Raw genomic sequence first — 18,179 nt, 5'->3', positions numbered from 1 at the left:
ATTCGCAAGATCACCGAGCTGACGGCCAACCAGAACATCGTCACCAACGAGCTCGAGCGCAATGCCGAGCTGGCCGTGACCAAGAAGAACGTCGAGACCAAGGAAGCGATGCTGGCGCTCGAGCGCCAGCAGGCTGATGCCGAGGCGCGCCAGAAGCGCGAGATCGCCACCATCCAGGCGCGCGAGCAGGCCGAGACCCAGAAGGTGCAGGAAGAAGAGCGCCTCAAGGCCGAGCAGGCCCGTATCCAGACGCAGGAGCAGCTCGACATCCGCGAGGAAAACCGCCAGCGCGAAGTGGCGGTGGCCCAGCAGAACCGCGAGCGCGCGGTGGTGATCGAGATTGAAAAGGTCACCCGCGCCAAGGACCTGGAAGTGGTCTCGCGCCAGCGCGAGGTGGAGCTGCAGCGCATCGAGAAGGAAAAGGCCATCGAGGTCGAGAAGGCCAATATCGCCAATGTGATCCGCGAGCGCGTGGTGGTGGAAAAGGGCGTGGCCCAGGAAGAGGAGCGCATCAAGGAAGTGCGCGTGGTGTCCGAGGCCGAGCGCATGAAGCAGGTCACCGTGCTGACCGCCCAGGCCCAGGCCGAAGAAGACATGGTGCGCCAGGTCAAGAAGGCCGAGGCCGACGAGTCGGCATCGCGCCACAAGGCCGTCGAGGTGACCACCTTGGCCCAGGCCGAGCTGGAAGCGGCCGGCAAGACCGCCGAAGCCAAGAAGAAGATGGCCGAGGCCATCGAGGTCGAGCGCGCAGCGCCGGGCCTGGCGGACGCCAAGGTGCGCGAAGTGACGGCAGCGGCCATTGAGCGCGAGGGCATGGTGCAGGCCAAGATCATTGCCGAAAAGCTGATCGCCCAGGCGCGCGGCGAAGAGGAAAAGGGCCTGGCCGAAGTGCGCGTGATCGAGGCGCAGGCCGATGCCAACGAAAAGCTGGGCCTGGCGATGCCAAGGTGCTCGAAGAGCGTCTGATGGCACAGGCCCGTGGTGAAGCCCAGGTGGGCAACACCAAGGCAGTGGTGACCCGCGATGTCGGCCAGTCCGAAGCCGATGTGCTGCGCGACAAGCTGTTTGCCGAGGCCAAGGGTCTGACCGAAAAGTTCACGGCGCTCGCGTCGCTGTCCGACCAGGCCCGCTCGCACGAAGAGTTCCGCATGCAGCTGGAGAAGAACTTCGAGCAGCGCTGGCTGCGATCGAGGCGAACAAGACCGTGGCGCAGGAGCAGGCCGAGGTGCTGTCGGCCGCGCTGTCCAAGGCCAATATCGACATCGTCGGCGGCGGTGGCGACTTCTTCAACAACTTTGCCAAGGCGCTGTCGGTGGGCAAGGCGGTCGAGGGTGTCTCGGCCAAGAGCCCCATCGTGCAGGAGCTGCTGCAAAAGTTCATCGGCGGCAAGGGCCTGCCCACGGATGCACTGAGCAACCTGCTGGGCGGCGGCCAGGACAAGAAGAGCCTGCCGCCATCGGCGGCCGAATCCTGAGTCCAGGCCTTGGCCTAGCCCGCCTGGCCCGGCGGCGCCCTGTGCGCCGCTGGGCGGGCCACTCCCATCGCAGGCCCCAGCACCCGTGCTGGCCGGCCTTGCCCCACCGCATTCTCTGCCGCTCTAGCCATGTCCACTATCCCCACCAACCACCCACCGGACCGCTCTGCCGTTGACGACGCCGTCGCCAGCGGCGGCTCCTATGAAGTGCTGGCCAAGCGGCTCGATGCCCAGGGCCAGGCGCTGGAGACGCTGGCGCGCGAACTCAACGAAGCGCGGCTGGAGGAGTTTGGCCGCAGCCAGATGGAGGTCATCGCCCGCATGCGGGTGCGCACCGAAAACAACTGCCTGGGCCGCGACATCGCCCAGGTCGGCGGCTTTTTGCTGTTTGGCTACAACGTGTTCATGGGCCTCAAGCAGGAGACGCGCATCGAGGATGTGTTTGCGCTCTACCGCCTGCACGAGGGCGAGCAGGGCTACGAAGTCACGCCGGTCGAGCTCAAGGACAGCTTCCTGGGCATCCAGAGCTTTGTGCAGGATTTCCAGGAGCTCTACGCCTACTACAAGCACACCAAGCTGATGCAGCTGGCGGTGCGGGATGGCAAGCTGCTGGCCAGCTTCCAGATCGGCGAGCGCCTGGGCGATGTGCGGGTGTTCCGCTGGTCGGTCTCGCCCGATGGCCAGCAGATCCGTTACATCGACAACCGGGGCGAGCGCGACATCGAGCTGCCTGCCCCCCATGATTTTGAGTGGCAGCGCGTCGGCCGCGAGCACCTGGTGCAGGGCCGCCACCCGCACATCAATATCTTGGACAAGGTGTTTGTCGAGACGCTTGACGGCGACCTGACGATCAAGGTCGAGAACAACACCAATGACGGCCTGGGCATCTACCGCGAGCCGGTGCAGGAGAAGAACCAGTCGCTCGATGACGCGGTGTTTGAATACGCGGCCGTCGGCAGCCTGGTGTTGCTCAAGATCCTGCCCTACCGTGAGGACCAGTGGCGTTACCTGGTCTACAACACCTTGTCGCGCCAGGTGCTGCGCATGGATGCGATTGGCGCGGCCTGCATCCAGCTGCCCCAGGACACGGCATCATCTTCCCGGTGGCTACTATCTGCAAAACGGCGAACACCGCGCCTTCGAGCAGAACATGCAGGGCATGCGCTACCGCCGCAGCATCCGCTCGCCCAATGGCGAGGATGTGCTCTATGTGTTCTACGAGCCCGAGAGCGGGCGCATGGCGCTGTTCAAGTACAACCTGATCGAGCGGGCGCTGCAGCCGCCCCTGATCGGCCACGGCTATGCGCGCATGGACGATGGCCGCATTGTCATCTTTGCTGCCGAGAGCAATGAGGCCTCGCGCGTGCACCCGATGCAGCTGTGGCGCACGCCCTTTGCGTCGGACGACTATGCCGCGCGCCAGCCGCAAAAGGACAGCGTGCTGGGGCCGCATCGGCAATGCCGAGCTGGTCAGCGGCATCTCCGACCTGTACAGCGTGCGCAAGGAGATTGCCGCCACCGAGGTCTCGCTGCCGCGCTATGAGCGGCTGATCGACACGGCGCGGCGCCTCTTTGAGCGCTACCACTGGCTCAGCAGCCCGGGCATGCAGGCGCTGCATGAGAACCTTTTGGGCATTGTCGCCACCGGCGACGCGGTGCTCGACGAGTACGAAAAGGTCGAGAGCATCCGCCAGGCTCGGCCAAGGCCATGGGCGAGGTCAGCAGCCGCCATGCGCAGCTGCTCAAGCAGATTCGCCTGTCCGACGGCGACAGCATCGATGCCTATGTGGGGGCGCTGACCGATCTGGCCGCATTGCGCGGCCAGCTGCTGGCCACGCGCGAGCTGCGCTATGTGGATGCCGCAGCGATCGAGGCCATGGTGCAGACGGCCGAGGAGGCCCAGGCTGAAGTCTCGCAGCGCACGGCCGGCTTTATCGCCACCGACGCGGCCATGCAGCCCTATGTGGAGCAGCTGCAGGCGCTGGACCAGCAGGCCCAGGCAGCGACCACGGTGGTGCAGCTGGCCGAGCCGCTGGCGCAGATGGCCCAGATGTCGGCCGCGCTCGATCTGCTGTCCGAGCTGATGGGCAGCCTCAAGATTGACGACGCCACCCAGCGCACGGCGGTGGTGGACCGCATCTCGTCCATCTACGCCCGCTTGAACCAGGTGCGCGCGCGCGCCGAGCAGCGCAAATCCGGCCTGGGCAGCGCCGAGAACCTGGCCCAGTTTGCCGCGCAGCTGGCGCTGTTCTCGCAAAGCATCGTCAGCGGCCTGAACCTGGCCCAGACGCCCGAGAAATGCGATGAGCAGCTCGCGCGCCTCCTGGTGCAGCTCGAAGACATCGAGAGCCAGTTTGGCGAGCATGCGCAGTTTCTCTCGGACATCATCGCCAAGCGCGAAGAGGTGCTGGAGACTTTCGAGGCGCGCAAGCAGTCCTTGCAGGACGAGCGCCAGCGCCGCGCCCAGGGCGTGCTCGATGCCGCGCTGCGCATTGTGCAAGGCCTGCCCAAGCGCACCGAAAAGATCGCCAGCCCAGAGGCACTGCACGCGTTCTTTGCCGGCGACCCGCTCATTGCCAAGCTCAAGGAATTGGCCGGGCGCCTGCGCGGCGAGTTGCAGGACCCCGTCAAGGCCGATGACATCGACAGCCGCATCAAGTCGCTGCGCGACCAGGCCTTCCGCGCGCTGCAGGACCGAACCGACCTGTACGAGGGCGATGGCAAGCTGATCCGCCTGGGCCGCCACCGTTTCTCGGTGGGCAACCAGGATCTGGACCTGACCTTGCTGCCGCGCGACGGCCAGCTCTACCTGCACCTGGTGGGCACCGAGTACTTCGAGCCGGTGGACAATGCCGAGCTGGCCGGCCTGCAGGCCTACTGGGATGCCTCGTCGCCGGCCGAATCGGCCGAGATGTACCGGGGCGAGTACCTGGCGCTGGAGGTGGTGCAGTCCGTGCGTGCCGGGCGCGAAGGCTGGAGCCAGGACCGCCTGCGCCAGCTCCTGCCCGATGGCGAGGCGCTGACCCAGGCGATCCGCGAGTTTTCTGCGCCGCGCTACCGCGACGGCTATGAGCGCGGCATCCACGACCATGATGCGGCCGCCATCTTGCAGGCGCTGGTGCCGCTGGCCGATGGCGCCGGGGTGCTGCGCCATGCGCCGCAGGCACGCAGCCTGGCGCTCTTGTTCTGGAGCCAGCAGGCCCATATCCAGCAGCCCCAGCTGGCCAGCAGCATTGCACGCTGGCCCGAGCGCGCGCAGCAGGCCCAGGCCATGCAGCAGCTGTTGGGTAGCGAGGCCGAGCGCCTGGCGCTGCAGACCGACATCATGGCCCAGCTGCGCGCCTTTGCGCAGGACCAGGGCCTGCTCGATGCGCTGCTGCGCGCCGACCCGGCCAGCCCCTTGCTGGCAGCGGCAGCGCCCGATGCGGGAGAGTGGGACAGCGAGGCCGACAACCTGCTGCGCGCCGCCGCCGATTACCTGCAGGCCGAGCTGGCGCACAAGGCGCTGCGCTTCCATTTCTCGGGCGCCAGCCAGGCGGTGGTGGCCGCCTTGCAGCAGGCGCTCAAGGCCGGCCCCAAGGAAGGACTGCACTGGGCCGATCTGCAGCGCTACTGGGCGGGCGGCGAGGCGGGCCAGGCCAGCCGCGAGCGCGGCGCCGCACCGCTGGCCCAGCGCTGGCGTAGCGCGCTGCACTGGCTGCAGACAGTGGCCCAGGCCGCCCCCGAGGCCGAGCGTGCCGCCTGGCTGCCTTACTGCAGCGAAGCGGCCGCCTGGCTGGTCTGCCAGAGCGAGCTGCCGCACCAGGTCAGCAATGTGGATCTGCGCTGCGAGGTGCTGGGCCTGCTGGGCCAGCATGGCCGGGTGGATGCCGGCCGCATGTCCATCCAGCTCGACGAGCTGACCACGCGTGCGGCGCGCCACTACCGCCGCTACCTGCCGCAGTGGGAGCGCTACCAGGCGCTGCGCCAGCAGCTGCTGGGCGAGTACCGCGCGCGCTTCCGGCTCGAGGAGTTCAAGGCCCGGCCGCTGTCGTCCTTTGTGCGCAACCGGCTCATCAACGAGATCTACCTGCCGGTGATTGGCGACAACCTGGCCAAGCAGATCGGCGTCGTGGGCGAGAACAAGCGCACCGACCAGATGGGCCTGCTGATGATGATCTCGCCGCCCGGCTACGGCAAGACCACCTTGATGGAGTACGTGGCCAACCGCCTGGGTCTCATCTTCATGAAGATCAACGGCCCGGCGCTGGGCCACTCGGTGCGCTCGCTCGACCCGGCCCAGGCGCCCGATGCGACGGCGGCCAAGGAGCTCGAAAAGCTCAACCTCGCGCTGGAGATGGCCAACAACGTGATGCTGTATATCGACGATATCCAGCACACGCATCCGGAGTTCTTGCAGAAGTTCATCTCGCTGTCCGATGGCACGCGCCGCATCGAAGGGGTGTGGAGGGGCCAGACCAAGACCCATGACATGCGCGGCAAGCGCTTTTGCGTGGTCATGTCCGGCAACCCCTATACCGAGTCGGGCGAGGTCTTCAAGATCCCCGACATGCTGGCCAACCGCGCCGACATCTACAACCTGGGCGATGTGCTGGGCGGCATGGATGAGGTCTTCAAGCTCAGCTATATCGAAAACAGCATGACCTCGAACGCGGTGCTCGCGCCGATGGCCACGCGCAGCCTGCAGGATCTGTACCTGCTGCTCGACCGGGTGCAGGGCAAGGAGGTGTCGGCCAATGCGCTGTCGCACGACTATGCGGCCGCCGAGCTGCGCGAGATGGAGGCGGTGCTCCAGCGCATGCTGCAGGTGCGCGAGCTGGTGTTTAAGGTCAACCAGCAGTACATCCACAGCGCCGCGCAGGACGACAGCTACCGCACGGAGCCGCCTTTCAAGCTGCAGGGCAGCTACCGCAACATGAACAAGCTCGCCGAGAAGATCACCCCGGTGATGAACGATGCCGAGATGGCGCAGATGCTGAGCGACCATTACCAGGGCGAGGCGCAGATGCTGACCGGCGGCGCCGAGGAGAACCTGCTCAAGCTCGCCGAGCTGCGCGGCAGCGCCGATGCGCAGGCCCAGGCGCGCTGGGCCGAGATCAAGGCCCAGTTCCAGCGCCAGCAGGCCGCAGGTGGCGCCAATGCCGATGCGGCCACCCGCGTGACGACCCAGCTGGTCGACCTGGTCGCCGCTACGCGTGCGATGGCCCAGGCACAGCAGGACCGCCACCAGGGTGACAGCGCCGCGCAAGAGGGCCTGCAGCGCATGCTGGCGCAGTGGGGCCAGGCGCAAACGGCCGTGGGCCAGTCGCTCGACGGCATTCGCCAGGCGGTGCTGGACAGCGCGCCGGCGCCGCAGCTCGCGCGCCACGCTGATGCACCGCCGCTGGACCTGGCCGTGCAGCAGCTGGGCCAGCTGGTGCTGCAGTCGCTGCAGCCGGTGGTCGAGCACCTGGACCAGAGCCGGCGCCAGCAGCTGGGGCTGCACCGCGTGCTGATGCAGGTCGCCACCCGCATGCAAGAGCAGATCGACCAGCAGCGCGCCGGCCGCCAGCCGCTGCAGGCCACCTTGCAGGCCGACGATATCGACAAGGCCTTTGACCGCATGCAGGATAGCCGGCCACCGCGCTGAGCATCCCAGCGTCCCTGGCAACTGCAGCCACTACCGCCGCGGCCACCGCCAGGGACGTTGAAAGCATTGTTATCAGGTGCAAGCAGCGCCCTTGTCCTAGCCTCCGGGGAGGGCGCATACCGATACACTGTGCCGATGCGAGCCTCCCCCCTCTCTTTCTCTGCCCGCCAGGGTCTGCCACGCTGGTGGTTGCCGGCCCTGTGGCTGCTGCTGTGCGCATGCCTGCTGCCCTCGGCAGCGACGGCACAGTCGCTGACCTCGCTGGCGGGCCTGGGGGGCAGTTCATCGAGCAGCAGCGATGAAGAGCGCGCCATCCAGGCGCAGCGCGAGGCCACCACCACGGCCGAGCAGGAGGCCGATGCGCTGACCCAGTCGCTCGAGCGCCTGCGCAGCCGCGTGCAGACCCCCGCGGGCGCGCCCCCCGCACCGCTGAGTGACCAGGAGCTGGGCCAGATACAGACGCGCTGGGAAGAGCGTGTACCCGCCAATGCCAGCCAGGAAGTGCTGGAAAAGCTACTGACCGACGAGCGCGAGGCGATTGCCGCGCTCAAGGCCGGCATCGAGAAATCGGCGGCCGAACAGGCCAACCTGGTGGCCCAGCCCGGCAATGGCCGCAGCGACCTGGCCAGCCTGCAGCAGCGCGTGCAGGAGACCGCGACGCCGGTGACGGCCGAGCCGGGAGAGTCGAAGGCGCTGACCCAGGCGCGCCAGCAGCGCCGCAGCGCCGAGCACCGCCGCGCCACGCAGGAGCTGGCACTGCGCCAGGAAGAGCAATCGACGATCGAGACCCGCCAGCGCCTGCTCGATGTGCAACTGCAGACCCAGCGCCGCGAGCTGCTCGAGCGCACGCCGCGCGTGGCTTGGCTCAACCAGCGCATTGCCGACCGCGCCCGCCAGCAGCTCGAGCAGCAGGTGCAGCAAACGCAGGCGGCCGAGAACGACACGGCCGAGGCCTCGGCCGCCGTGCGCGAGCTGGCGCAGCAAAACAGCGCGCTGGCCGCCCAGATCCTGGCGCACAACGACCGCCTGGTCAAAGAGCGCCAGGACCTGGCCAGCGACGAATACCGCCAAAGCCAGCTGGCCTCGGCCTTGCGCGACACGCAGGCGCGCCTGCGCCTGGGCGGCAGCGCCTCGGTGGGCCAGTGGCTGTGGAAGCAGCGCGTGGCGCTGCCCACCGTCAACACCATCCAGTCGCGCCGCAAGGCCACGTTGCGGCAGCTGGCCGAGCTGCGGCTGGCGCTGTTCAATGCCAGCGAGCGGCGCTTCAGCCTCAACGGCACGGCCACGGTGGCGGCAACTCGGGCATGACTACGCGCGGCAGTGCCCAGAGCACAGCCTTGTGGACCAAGCAGGCCGCGCTGATTGACCAGCTCCAGCCCTTGCTGCTGCGGCGCATTGCGGTGCTGGAGCAGACCGATGCGGCGCTGCAATCGACCTTGAACAGCGGCAACGCGCTGCGCCAGGTGATGGACAAGGAGCTGCTGTGGTTCCCCAGCCATCTGGCGATGGGCGGCGCCTGGCTGGACGAATGGCGCTCGGTGCTGCGCAGCTCGGACGGTGCGCCCCTGGAGCAGGGCGCGAGCGCCTCGCCCTGGAACACCGCGCGGGCGCTGGGCGCGAGCATGCTGCGCAACCTCTGGATCTATGCCGGTATCTTTGCCGGCGTGCTGCTGCTGCTGGGCCTGCGCCGCTATGCCTTGCAAAAGCTGCAGGCGATTGCCACGCAGGTGGACAATTTCTCGCAGGACCACTTTGGCCTGACCTTGATGGCGCTGGGCTGGAGCCTGCTGTATGCGCTGCCCTGGAGCTTTGCCACGGCCGCCCTGGGCACCTTGCTGCAATCGACGGCAGCGCCGGTGGCGCTCGAGCCGCTGGGCCAGGCGCTCGAGCAGCTGAGTGCCTTTGTCTTTGTCGTGACCCTGCTCAACGTGCTGTTCCGCCCCTGCGGGCTGGCGGTGGCGCATTTTGGCTGGCCGCGCGAGCGCGTGCAGGTGCTGCGCCAGATGGTGCTGCGCGCCACCTGGCTGATCGTGCCCATCGATCTGCTGGGCGGCCTGGCCTTCTTCAGCCACGATGATTCGGCGATCAGCACCTGGGGCCGCATGTGCCTGCTGGTGCTGACCCTGGGCCTGGGCTGGATGGCCTTGCGCTACCTGCGTCAAAGCCTGCGCAAGCAGCGCCCGGGCCTGCGCTGGAGCCAGGTGGTGAGCGTGGCCGTGCTGCTGGTGCTGGCCGTGACCCTGGTGGGCATCGGGCTGGGCTATGTCTACACCGCCACCGAGGTGATCCAGGCGTTGCTGAGCAGCTTTGTGTTCCTGGCGGCGGCCGAGGTGCTGGTCAGCCTGCTGCGGCGCTGGCTGCTGCTGGGCGAGCGCCGCCTGGCGCTCAACCGCCTGCGCGCCGCTGCGCTGCAGCGCCAGGCGGCCAATGCGGCAGCGGCTGCCGATGCCGCCACTGGCAGCCCCGCCCCGGCCAACAACAATGCCGCCGATGAGCAAAGCCAGATGGCGCTGGTCACCGTCAGCACGCAGGCACACCGCCTGCTGGGCCTGCTGCAGCGGGTGCTGGTGGCGCTGAGCCTGGTGTACGCCTGGTCGCCGGTGCTGCCAGCGCTGCTGCGCTTTGAGGGCGTGGTGCTGTGGTACACCACCAATACCGAGGCCAGTGGCATTGCGCGCCCCGCGCCGGTGAGCCTGATGGACCTGCTGGTGGGTGCGCTGATCTTGCTGATGACCTTCAGCCTGACGCGCAACCTGCCCGGCCTGGTCGAGGTGGTGTTCTCCGGCACGCGCCGGGTCAGCAGCTCGGACCGCTACACGATGGCGACCCTGGCGCGCTACGGCATCACGATTGCCGGCACGGTCAGCGCGCTGTCCTTGCTGGGGCTGCGCTGGAGCCAGCTGCAGTGGATGGCCGCCGCGCTGACCGTGGGTCTGGGTTTTGGCCTGCAGGAGATTTTTGCCAACTTTGTCTCGGGCCTGATTCTGCTGGTCGAGCGGCCCTTCCGGGTCGGCGATGTGATCACCATCAACCAGCACACCGGCACCGTCACCCGCATCCGCACGCGCGCCACCACGGTGCTGGATTTCGACAACCAGGAAATCGTCATCCCGAACAAGACCTTCATCACCGGCCAGGTGACCAACTGGACCTTGAGCGACGATGTGACGCGCCTGATCATCGATGTCTCGGTTGCGCACGGCAGCGACCCGGGCGAGGTGCAGCGCATGCTGCTGGCCATTGCGGCCGAGCACCCCAAGGTGCTGCGCGAGCCCGAGGCCAACTGCTGGTTCATGGCGCTCGAAGGCCAGGGCCAGAAGTTCGAGCTGCGCGTCTATGTGGGTGCGGTGGACGACCGCCTGCCGGTGCGCAACGACCTCAACCGCAGCATCAACGCGCGGCTGAAGGCAGCCGGCATTGCGGTGGCCTTCCCGCAGATGGACATCCATGTGCGCGACCTGCCGCCCGCCCCCGCTGCGCCGCAAGAAGCCCCGGGCGCTTAAGGTGTTTGGGAGGCTGCCTGCACCAGCGCCACAAAGCGCTTGGCGGCCAGGCCCATCGGGTGCTCCTTGGACCAGACCACATCCACATAGAGCTGGGCGCCATTGCTGAGGTTGGCAAACTCCATCGCCACCAGAGCGCCCGACTGCAGCAGCGGTGCCACCAGCGGCTGGGGCAGCCAGCCCCAGCCAATGCCGGCGCTGACCATCTGCAAGGCAGCCACATGGTTGTCGGTGCGCCAGACATCGCGGGCGTAGACCAGGCGCTCATGGTCCAGCGACCAGTCGCGGCTGGCAACGATGATCTGGCGCGTATTGGTCAGGTGGTGCTCGCGCAGCTGGGGCCGGGCGGCCTCGCCGGCGCAGGCGCCTGGACCAGCGCCTGCATCAGCGGGTGGCTGGGGGCGATGACGGCCAGCAAGGTCTCGGTCGCCACTTCCTGAAAACCTTCGCGGCCGTCCAGGCTCGGCCGCTCAAAGACCAGTGCCAGCTGCGCGCGGCCGCTGTGCAGCATGGTCAGCGCATCGGCCTGGGGGGCCGTGAGCACCTCGACGGCCAGCTGCGGGTACTCCTGCGCCAGCGCGGCCAGTGGCGCAGCCCAGGGGGCTGAGAGCAGCTCCGGCGCCATCACCAGGCTCAGCCGCGATTCCAGCCCTTGCTCCAGCGCCAGCGCATGGGCGTTGAGCTGCTGCAGCTGCGCGGCCAGCAGGCGCGCCTGCGGCTCCAGCGCCAATGCGGCGGGCAGCGGTCGGGGCTCGCGCCCTTCGCGGGCAAACAGCGGCATCTGCAGCTCGGCCTCGAGCTGGGCGATCTGCATGCTGACGGCCGAGGGCACCTTGCCCAGCGCCGGGCTGCGGCCGAGAAGCTGCCATGGTCGAGCACGGCCAACAGGGTCTGGATCGTGTCCGAGTCAAAGGGGGCGAAGGCACTGCGCATTGATGTATCAATTTTTCTGAAAGATTCTGACTTATGTTATCAGTTCATGACACATAAGATAGCGCCCCATGTCAGTTCAAAAAATACACAACAGCCCTTGGTCGCTGCAGGGGCCGATGCGGCGCGTGGTCTATGTGGCCCTGTACGAGGCCATCGCCATCGTGGCCGCCACGGCAGGCCTGTCGGCTCTGTCGGGCCAGGGCGCTGCGCACTCCGGTGTCGTAGCCGCCGCCTCGTCGGCCATCGCGATTCTGTGGAACGTGGTCTGGAACCATTTGTTCGAGCGCTGGGAAGCTACCCAACCCACCCGTGGGCGCGGGCTGGGCCGCCGCATTGCGCATGCGCTGGGCATGGAAGGCGGTCTCGTCTTCATGCTCGTGCCGCTGTTTGCCTGGTGGTTCGAGGTCAGCCTCTGGGATGCGCTGGTGATGGACATCGGCCTGCTGCTGTTCTTCCTGGTCTACACCTTTGTCTTCAACTGGTCGTTTGACCGCCTGTTTGGCCTGCCGCAATCGGCACAGTAGGGGTCTGAAAACGCAACGGGGCGCCGTGTTATCACTGGCGCCCCGTTGCTGTTAATGGCTGTGCTTTAGCGCAACCAGGCAATCATCAGCTGCAGCACAAAGGCATTGATGATGTCGATAAAGAACGCACCTACCAGCGGCACGATCAGGAAGGCCTTGTGCGAGGGCCCATACTGGCTGGTGATGGCCTGCATATTGGCCACAGCGTGGGCGTGGCGCCCATGCCAAAGCCGCAGTGGCCGGCGGCCAGCACGGCGGCGTCGTAGTTGCGACCCATCGTGCGGAAGGTGATGAAGACGGCAAACAGCGCCAGCGCCACGGTCTGCACCGCCAGGATGAGCATCAGCGGCCCGGCCAGATCGGCCAGCTCCCAGAGCTTGAGCGACAGCAGCGCAATGGCCAGGTAGATCGACAGGCCGGCGTTGCCAAAAACATCGATGGCGCGGTCAAACACTTTGAAGCCAAAGCCGTAGTCGAGCACATTGCGGATCACCACGCCGCCGCCCAGGGCCCAGACAAAGGTGGGCAGCTGCAGCATCGTGCCCTGGGTGGCGCTGGTCATGAACTCGGCAAAGGCCAGGCAGCCGGCAAACAGCGCCAGGGTCTCGATGGCGGCCTCGGCGGTGATCAGGCGCGGGGCGGTGTTGGGCGTCTCGAAATTGGCGACCTGGCTGCTGTCGTTGCCTGGGGTGTGCTCACTCACTTCCTTTTCAGCCAGCGTGCGTGGCTGGGCCAGCTGGTGGCGCGTGATCAGGCGCTTGGCCAGAGGGCCGCCCAGCAGGCCGCCGATGACCAGGCCAAAGGTGGCGCAGGCAATGCCCAGCGCGGTGGCGCCGCTCAGGCCGTATTGGTTCTCCAGCACCGAGCCCCAGGCGCCAGCGGTGCCGTGGCCGCCCAGCAAGGTGATCGAGCCCGCGACCAGGCCAATGAGCGGATCCAGCCCCAGCAAGGTGGCCAGGCCCACGCCGACACCGTTTTGCACAAAGATAAAGGCGACGATGACGCCCAGAAACACCACCAGGCCCATGCCGCCTTCGCGCAGCTTGGCAAAGTTGGCGCTCAGCCCGATCGACGAGAAGAACACCAGCATGAAGCTGGTCTGCATGCCGGTGGCAAAGGCCAGGGTCAGGCGGTGGCCTGGTGCAGCGCAAAGATAAGGGCGGCCACCACCAGGCCGCCGGAAACGGGCTCGGGGATGTTGAAGTCGCGCAGGAAGCGGATGTGCCGCGTCAGCCACTTGCCCAGCAAGAGCACGAGGACGGCAAAGATCAGGGTGTAGTAAGCACTGAAACTCAGATGCAAGGGAATTCTCCTCAAAGTGCAGGTCTGGACCTGTTTGAAAACAGAAAGCCGGTGTTGCCTATGGGTTGGCGTTGTTTGCCGGCAAAGCGCTGCAATATGGGTGAATGCCGAAGCATCGTCTGATTGAATAGGGCTATAACCAACAATGGTGAATGGTGTTTTTGGCTATGGACAAGCCCCTCTGCCTGTGCTTTGGCGCCCGGCCTGGCTTAAAATGCAGGGCCTTGTTCCAAGGAGCGCTGCAGCAGGCCGGTGGTACCCCCATCGCAGGCCTGTCAGGCTTGGGGCAGGTCGACGGGCATGCCGCGCATGGCCCGCATCAACGGCGCTCACCTGTTCTGTCTCTGTTTTCTGGTTTTCACAGGTGAGCCCCATGTCCGCGTCTGCTGCCCCCGTTTCCGTTCCTCCCATGCGCCTGTCGGGCCTGGAGCCCGTGTTTGTTGGCGAGGACAGCCTGTTTGTCAACGTCGGTGAACGCACCAACGTGACGGGCTCCAAGGCCTTTGCGCGCCTGATCCTGAACGAGCAGTACGAAGAGGCGCTGGCCGTTGCGCGCCAGCAGGTGGAAACGGCGCCCAGGTGATCGATGTGAACATGGACGAGGCCATGCTCGACAGCAAGGCCGCGATGGTGCGTTTTCTGAACCTGATCGCCTCCGAGCCCGATATCGCCCGCGTGCCCATCATGGTCGACAGCTCCAAATGGGAGGTGATCGAGGCGGGGCTGCGCTGCATCCAGGGCAAGGGCATCGTCAACTCCATCTCGATGAAAGAGGGCGTGGACGAGTTCAAAGCGCATGCGCGCCTGGTCAAGCGCTATGGCGCCGCCGCCGTGGTCATGGCCTTTGACGAAAAAGGCCAGGCCGATACCTACGAGCGCAAGATCGAGATCTGCGAGCGCGCCTACCGCATCCTGGTTGACGAGGTCGGTTTCCCGCCCGAGGACATCATCTTCGACCCCAACATCTTTGCCGTGGCCACCGGCATCGAAGAGCACAACAACTACGGCGTGGACTTCATCGAGGCGACGCGCTGGATCAAGCAGAACCTGCCCGGCGCCAAGGTGAGCGGCGGCGTATCGAACGTGTCGTTCTCGTTCCGCGGCAACGACCCGGTGCGCGAGGCGATCCACACGGTGTTCCTGTACCACGCAATCCAGGCGGGCATGGACATGGGCATCGTCAACGCCGGCATGGTCGGCGTCTATGACGACCTCGAGCCGGTGCTGCGCGAGCGCGTCGAAGACGTGGTGCTCAACCGCCGCCCCGACGCCGGCGAGCGCCTGGTCGAAGTGGCCGACAGCGCCAAGAGCGGTGCCAAGGACGACAGCAAGAAGCTCGAATGGCGCGGCACGCCCGACAGCCCCAAGACGGTGAATGAGCGCCTGTCGCATGCGCTGGTGCATGGCATCACCGACTTCATCACCGAAGACACCGAAGAGGCCTACCAGGCCATCGTCGTGCAAGGCGGCGGGCGCCCGCTGCATGTGATCGAAGGGCCGCTGATGGACGGCATGAACATCGTCGGCGACCTGTTTGGCGCCGGCAAGATGTTCCTGCCCCAGGTGGTCAAGTCGGCCCGCGTGATGAAGCAGGCCGTGGCCCACCTGGTGCCCTATATCGAAGAGGAAAAGCGCCAGCAGGAAGCGGCGGGCATGGACGTGTCGAGCAAGGGCAAGATCGTCATCGCCACCGTCAAGGGCGATGTGCATGACATCGGCAAGAACATCGTCACCGTGGTGCTGCAGTGCAATAACTTCGAGGTCATCAATATGGGCGTGATGGTGCCCTGCCACGAGATCCTGGCCCGTGCCAAGGCGAGGGCGCGGACATCATTGGCCTGTCGGGCCTGATCACGCCCAGCCTCGAAGAGATGCAGTATGTGGCCGGCGAGATGCACAAGGACGACTATTTCCGCATCAAGAAAATTCCGCTGCTGATTGGCGGCGCCACTGCTCGCGCGTGCACACGGCGGTGAAGATTGCGCCCAAGTACGAAGGCCCGGTGCTTTACGTGCCCGATGCTTCGCGCAGCGTGAGCGTGGCCCAGAGCCTGCTGGGTGAGAACAAGGACCGCTACCTGCAAGAGGTGGAGGCCGACTACGACAAGGTGCGCACCCAGCACGCCAACAAGAAGAAAACGCCGCTGTGGACCTTGGCCCAGGCCCGCGCCAATGCCACCCGGTGGATTTTGCCGCGCACCCGCCCGTCACGCCCCGCGTGCTGGGCCGCCGCGTGTTCAAGAACTTTGACCTGGCCGAGATCGCCCAGTACATCGACTGGGGTCCATTCTTCCAGACCTGGGACCTGGCCGCCGTACCCCGCCATCCTCGACGATGAGGTGGTCGGTGTGGAGGCGCGCAAGGTGCTGGCCGATGCCCAGGCCATGCTCAAGAAGATCATCGAAGGCCGCTGGCTGCAGGCCAATGGCGTGATGGGCCTGTTCCCCGCCAACCGCGTGGGCGACGACATCGTGTTCTACACCGACGAGTCGCGCAGCACCGAGCTGCTGACCTGGTACGGCATGCGCCAGCAAACCGAGAAGCAGGCGGTGGACAACGTGATGCGCCCCAGCCGCTGCCTGGCCGACTTTGTGGCCCCCAAGGAATCGGGCATCGGCGACTACGCCGGCCTGTTTGCCGTCACGGCTGGCATTGGCGCCGAGAAAAAGGACAAGGAATTTGAAGCCGCACTGGACGACTACAGCGGCATCATGTTCAAGGCCCTGGCCGACCGCCTGGCCGAAGCCTTTGCCGAATGCCTGCACCTGCGCGTGCGCCAAGACCTGTGGGGCTATGCCGCCGATGAGCAGCTGAGCAACGAGGAACTCATCAAGGAAAAATACCAGGGCGTGCGCCCCGCCCCCGGCTACCCCGCCTGCCCGGACCACACCGCCAAGATCGACCTGTTCAAGGCGCTGGATGCCGCCGATATCGGCATGCACCTCACCGAGAGCCTGGCCATGTTCCCCGCCTCCAGCGTCAGTGGCTTCTACCTGGGCTACCCCGAAGCCGTCTACTTCAATGTCGGCGAAATCGGCGAGGACCAGCTGGCCGATATGGCCCAGCGCCGGGGCATGGACATCGAGGTCCTGCGCCGCGCGCTGGCGCCGAATCTGGCGTAAATACAATCCTTAGGTTGTAAAACGGAAATACAAACTACGATTTGTATTTCAGAAATACAGCCTATAATTTGTAAATCACAAATACAGCGTATAGTGTGTTTTTCTGCTGCTTGCAGAGGAGCGCGCCATGGACGAATTCACCGTACGCACGACGGCACAGCTGCCGACGCTGCTCAAAGCCTTTCGCAAGACGGCCAAGCTGACCCAGGCGGATGTGGCCACGCGTCTGGGGGTCACCCAGCAGACGGTCTCGGCCATGGAGCGCAATGCCGAGTCGGTCAGCGCTGAACGCTTGATGAAGCTGATGGGCATCCTGGGCGTGGATCTGGTATTGCGCGCCCGCCCGGCCACGTCTCCGGACACCGGCCGTGAACTGCAGACACTGGATAGCTGGTAAGCCATGCGCAGCGTTGGCCATAACAAAGCCCTGGGCCTGTGGATGAACGGCCACCGTGTCGGGACATGGCGCGTAGAGGCGGGTAGCGATGTTTTGCAGTACGACGACGCCTGGGTGCGTGATGTGGCTCTGCGCCGGCCCTTGTCCTTGTCACTGCCCTTCACACCGGGAAATGGTCCGCACAAAGGCGAGGCGGTGCGCTTTTATTTCCAGAACCTGCTGCCGGACAACGAGCAGATTTTGGAGCGCATCGCGCGCCGCTACAAAGTAGGCGCTACAGACCCCAATGCGCTGTTGCAGAAATTGGCAGAGACTGCGTTGGCGCCTTGCAGATCCTGCCCGCTGGTGAGGCGCCCCCGAAGAACCGGAGATGCAGTACGAGGTGCTGAGCGAGGCGGACGTGGCGCGCCTGGTTCGCGCCGTGGTGAACCCGACGCAGTCTGGCGATGGCGGTCTGGATGACGACGATTTCCGGATCTCGATTGCCGGGCGCAGGAGAAAACCGCGCTGCTTTACTGGGCCGGCCAATGGTGCAGACCCCTGGGTGCAACACCGACTTCACACATCCTGAAATTGCCGCTGGGTCTGATTGGCAATATGCAGATCGACATGCGCCACTCGGTAGAGAACGAATGGCTGTGTTCGAAGCTGGTGGCCGCCTTTGGGATTCCGATTGCGCCCTGCGACGTGCTGCGCTTTGAAGACCAGAAGGTGTTGGCCGTTGAACGCTTTGACCGGAGCGTATGGAAGGAGAAGGTCCTGGTACGGATCCCGCAGGAGGACATGTGCCAGGCCAGTGGTGTCTCGCCCATTCTCAAATACGAGAGTGATGGCGGGCCCGGCGTCGATACCATCATGGACTTGCTGGCGAGATCCAAAAGTCCGGGGACAGACCGGTTCCAGTTCTTTATGGCACAGCTGTTGTTTTGGATGCTGTGTGCCACTGACGGCCATGCCAAGAACTTCAGCATCTTTTTGCGGCCCCAGGGCGTGTTCGAGATGACGCCGCTGTATGACGTGCTCTCGGCCTACCCCATTTGGGGAGCCGGGCCTGGCAAGTTGTCGCCCCACAAGGCGCGCATGGCCATGGCCGTGCGTTCCAAAAATGCGCACTGGAACATGAACAAGATCATGCGCTGCCACTGGGAGGCTGTGGGCGAGCGCTATGGCATCCGCTCGCCCCAAGGCTTGGATGTGCGAGCAATCATCGACCAAGTGGTGGAGATGACACCGGACGTGATTGCCCGCGCCGAAAAGCAACTACCCCCTGACTTTCCGCAGAGCGTGTCATACGGC

Annotated in this window: 11 protein-coding genes, 5 pseudogenes and 1 riboswitch; of the genes and pseudogenes, 14 read left to right on the top strand and 2 right to left on the bottom strand. The window is 65.8% G+C overall.

The window, feature by feature from the left end; all coding sequences use genetic code 11:
- The 8 genes and pseudogenes from ACFODQ_RS04615 to ACFODQ_RS04580 all read left to right on the top strand — a co-directional run.
- A pseudogene (locus tag ACFODQ_RS04615) lies at positions 1-966 on the top strand (hypothetical protein); the annotation flags it as partial.
- Positions 948-1,412: a hypothetical protein gene (locus tag ACFODQ_RS04610; protein ID WP_377015358.1), complete on the top strand. Its 465-nt coding sequence runs from the start codon at positions 948-950 to the stop codon at positions 1,410-1,412. The pseudogene ACFODQ_RS04615 and the gene ACFODQ_RS04610, both read left to right, overlap by 19 nt.
- Positions 1,413-1,603: 191 nt before the next feature.
- Positions 1,604-2,503 (top strand): annotated as a pseudogene (locus ACFODQ_RS04605) (DNA repair ATPase); the annotation flags it as partial.
- On the top strand, positions 2,400-3,017 hold the full coding sequence (locus ACFODQ_RS04600; protein WP_377015364.1) for a DNA repair ATPase: 618 nt from the start codon (positions 2,400-2,402) through the stop codon (positions 3,015-3,017). The pseudogene ACFODQ_RS04605 and the gene ACFODQ_RS04600, both read left to right, overlap by 104 nt.
- Entirely contained in the window at positions 2,971-3,273 is a 303-nt protein-coding gene (locus ACFODQ_RS04595; protein WP_377015362.1) for a hypothetical protein, read from the top strand. The genes ACFODQ_RS04600 and ACFODQ_RS04595 overlap by 47 nt, the downstream gene beginning before the upstream one ends.
- Positions 3,183-7,103, top strand: coding sequence for an AAA family ATPase (locus ACFODQ_RS04590; protein WP_377015356.1), 3,921 nt, complete (start codon positions 3,183-3,185; stop codon positions 7,101-7,103). Before ACFODQ_RS04595 ends, ACFODQ_RS04590 begins: the two co-directional genes overlap by 91 nt.
- A 189-nt stretch (positions 7,104-7,292) precedes the next feature.
- Positions 7,293-8,411, top strand: a complete 1,119-nt coding sequence (locus ACFODQ_RS04585; protein ID WP_377015354.1) for a hypothetical protein — start codon at positions 7,293-7,295, stop codon at positions 8,409-8,411.
- A 29-nt stretch (positions 8,412-8,440) separates the two neighbouring features.
- Positions 8,441-10,606 carry a mechanosensitive ion channel domain-containing protein gene (locus ACFODQ_RS04580; protein WP_377015352.1) on the top strand — a complete coding sequence of 722 codons (2,166 nt, stop codon included), beginning with the start codon at positions 8,441-8,443 and terminating at the stop codon, positions 10,604-10,606.
- Here ACFODQ_RS04580 and ACFODQ_RS04575 read toward each other — a convergent pair.
- Positions 10,603-11,539 (bottom strand): annotated as a pseudogene (locus ACFODQ_RS04575) (LysR family transcriptional regulator). The gene ACFODQ_RS04580 and the pseudogene ACFODQ_RS04575 overlap by 4 nt on opposite strands.
- Positions 11,540-11,643: 104 nt before the next feature.
- On the opposite strand from ACFODQ_RS04575, the gene ACFODQ_RS04570 reads away from it, so the two are divergent.
- A complete protein-coding gene (locus ACFODQ_RS04570) occupies positions 11,644-12,063 on the top strand; it encodes a PACE efflux transporter (protein WP_027010524.1) in 420 nt (139 codons plus the stop codon).
- 65 nt (positions 12,064-12,128) lie between these two features.
- On the opposite strand, the pseudogene gltS reads toward ACFODQ_RS04570, so the two are convergent.
- A pseudogene (gene gltS / locus ACFODQ_RS04565) lies at positions 12,129-13,365 on the bottom strand (sodium/glutamate symporter).
- A 225-nt stretch (positions 13,366-13,590) separates the two neighbouring features.
- Positions 13,591-13,703: riboswitch (S-adenosyl-L-homocysteine riboswitch) on the top strand.
- A 71-nt stretch (positions 13,704-13,774) separates the two neighbouring features.
- On the opposite strand from gltS, the pseudogene metH reads away from it, so the two are divergent.
- From metH to ACFODQ_RS04540, 5 genes and pseudogenes are all read left to right on the top strand, one after another.
- A pseudogene (metH, locus tag ACFODQ_RS04560) lies at positions 13,775-16,486 on the top strand (methionine synthase).
- A 127-nt stretch (positions 16,487-16,613) separates the two neighbouring features.
- The gene (locus ACFODQ_RS04555) at positions 16,614-16,883 is read left to right on the top strand and encodes a helix-turn-helix domain-containing protein (RefSeq protein ID WP_116927469.1); all 270 of its coding nucleotides are present in this window, start codon (positions 16,614-16,616) and stop codon (positions 16,881-16,883) included.
- Between the two features lie 3 nt (positions 16,884-16,886).
- Positions 16,887-17,345 carry a HipA N-terminal domain-containing protein gene (locus ACFODQ_RS04550; protein ID WP_377015349.1) on the top strand — a complete coding sequence of 153 codons (459 nt, stop codon included), beginning with the start codon at positions 16,887-16,889 and terminating at the stop codon, positions 17,343-17,345.
- The gene (locus tag ACFODQ_RS04545; RefSeq protein ID WP_377015366.1) at positions 17,254-17,454 is read left to right on the top strand and encodes a hypothetical protein; all 201 of its coding nucleotides are present in this window, start codon (positions 17,254-17,256) and stop codon (positions 17,452-17,454) included. Before ACFODQ_RS04550 ends, ACFODQ_RS04545 begins: the two co-directional genes overlap by 92 nt.
- A partial coding sequence (locus tag ACFODQ_RS04540) for a HipA domain-containing protein (protein WP_377015360.1) occupies positions 17,391-18,179 on the top strand: 789 nt, incomplete at its 3' end. The genes ACFODQ_RS04545 and ACFODQ_RS04540, both read left to right, overlap by 64 nt.

This window comes from Comamonas sp. JC664 (genome assembly GCF_042647185.1).
The sequence above is the reverse complement of the archived record's forward strand: the minus strand, read 5'-3'. Positions and strand labels throughout refer to the sequence as shown.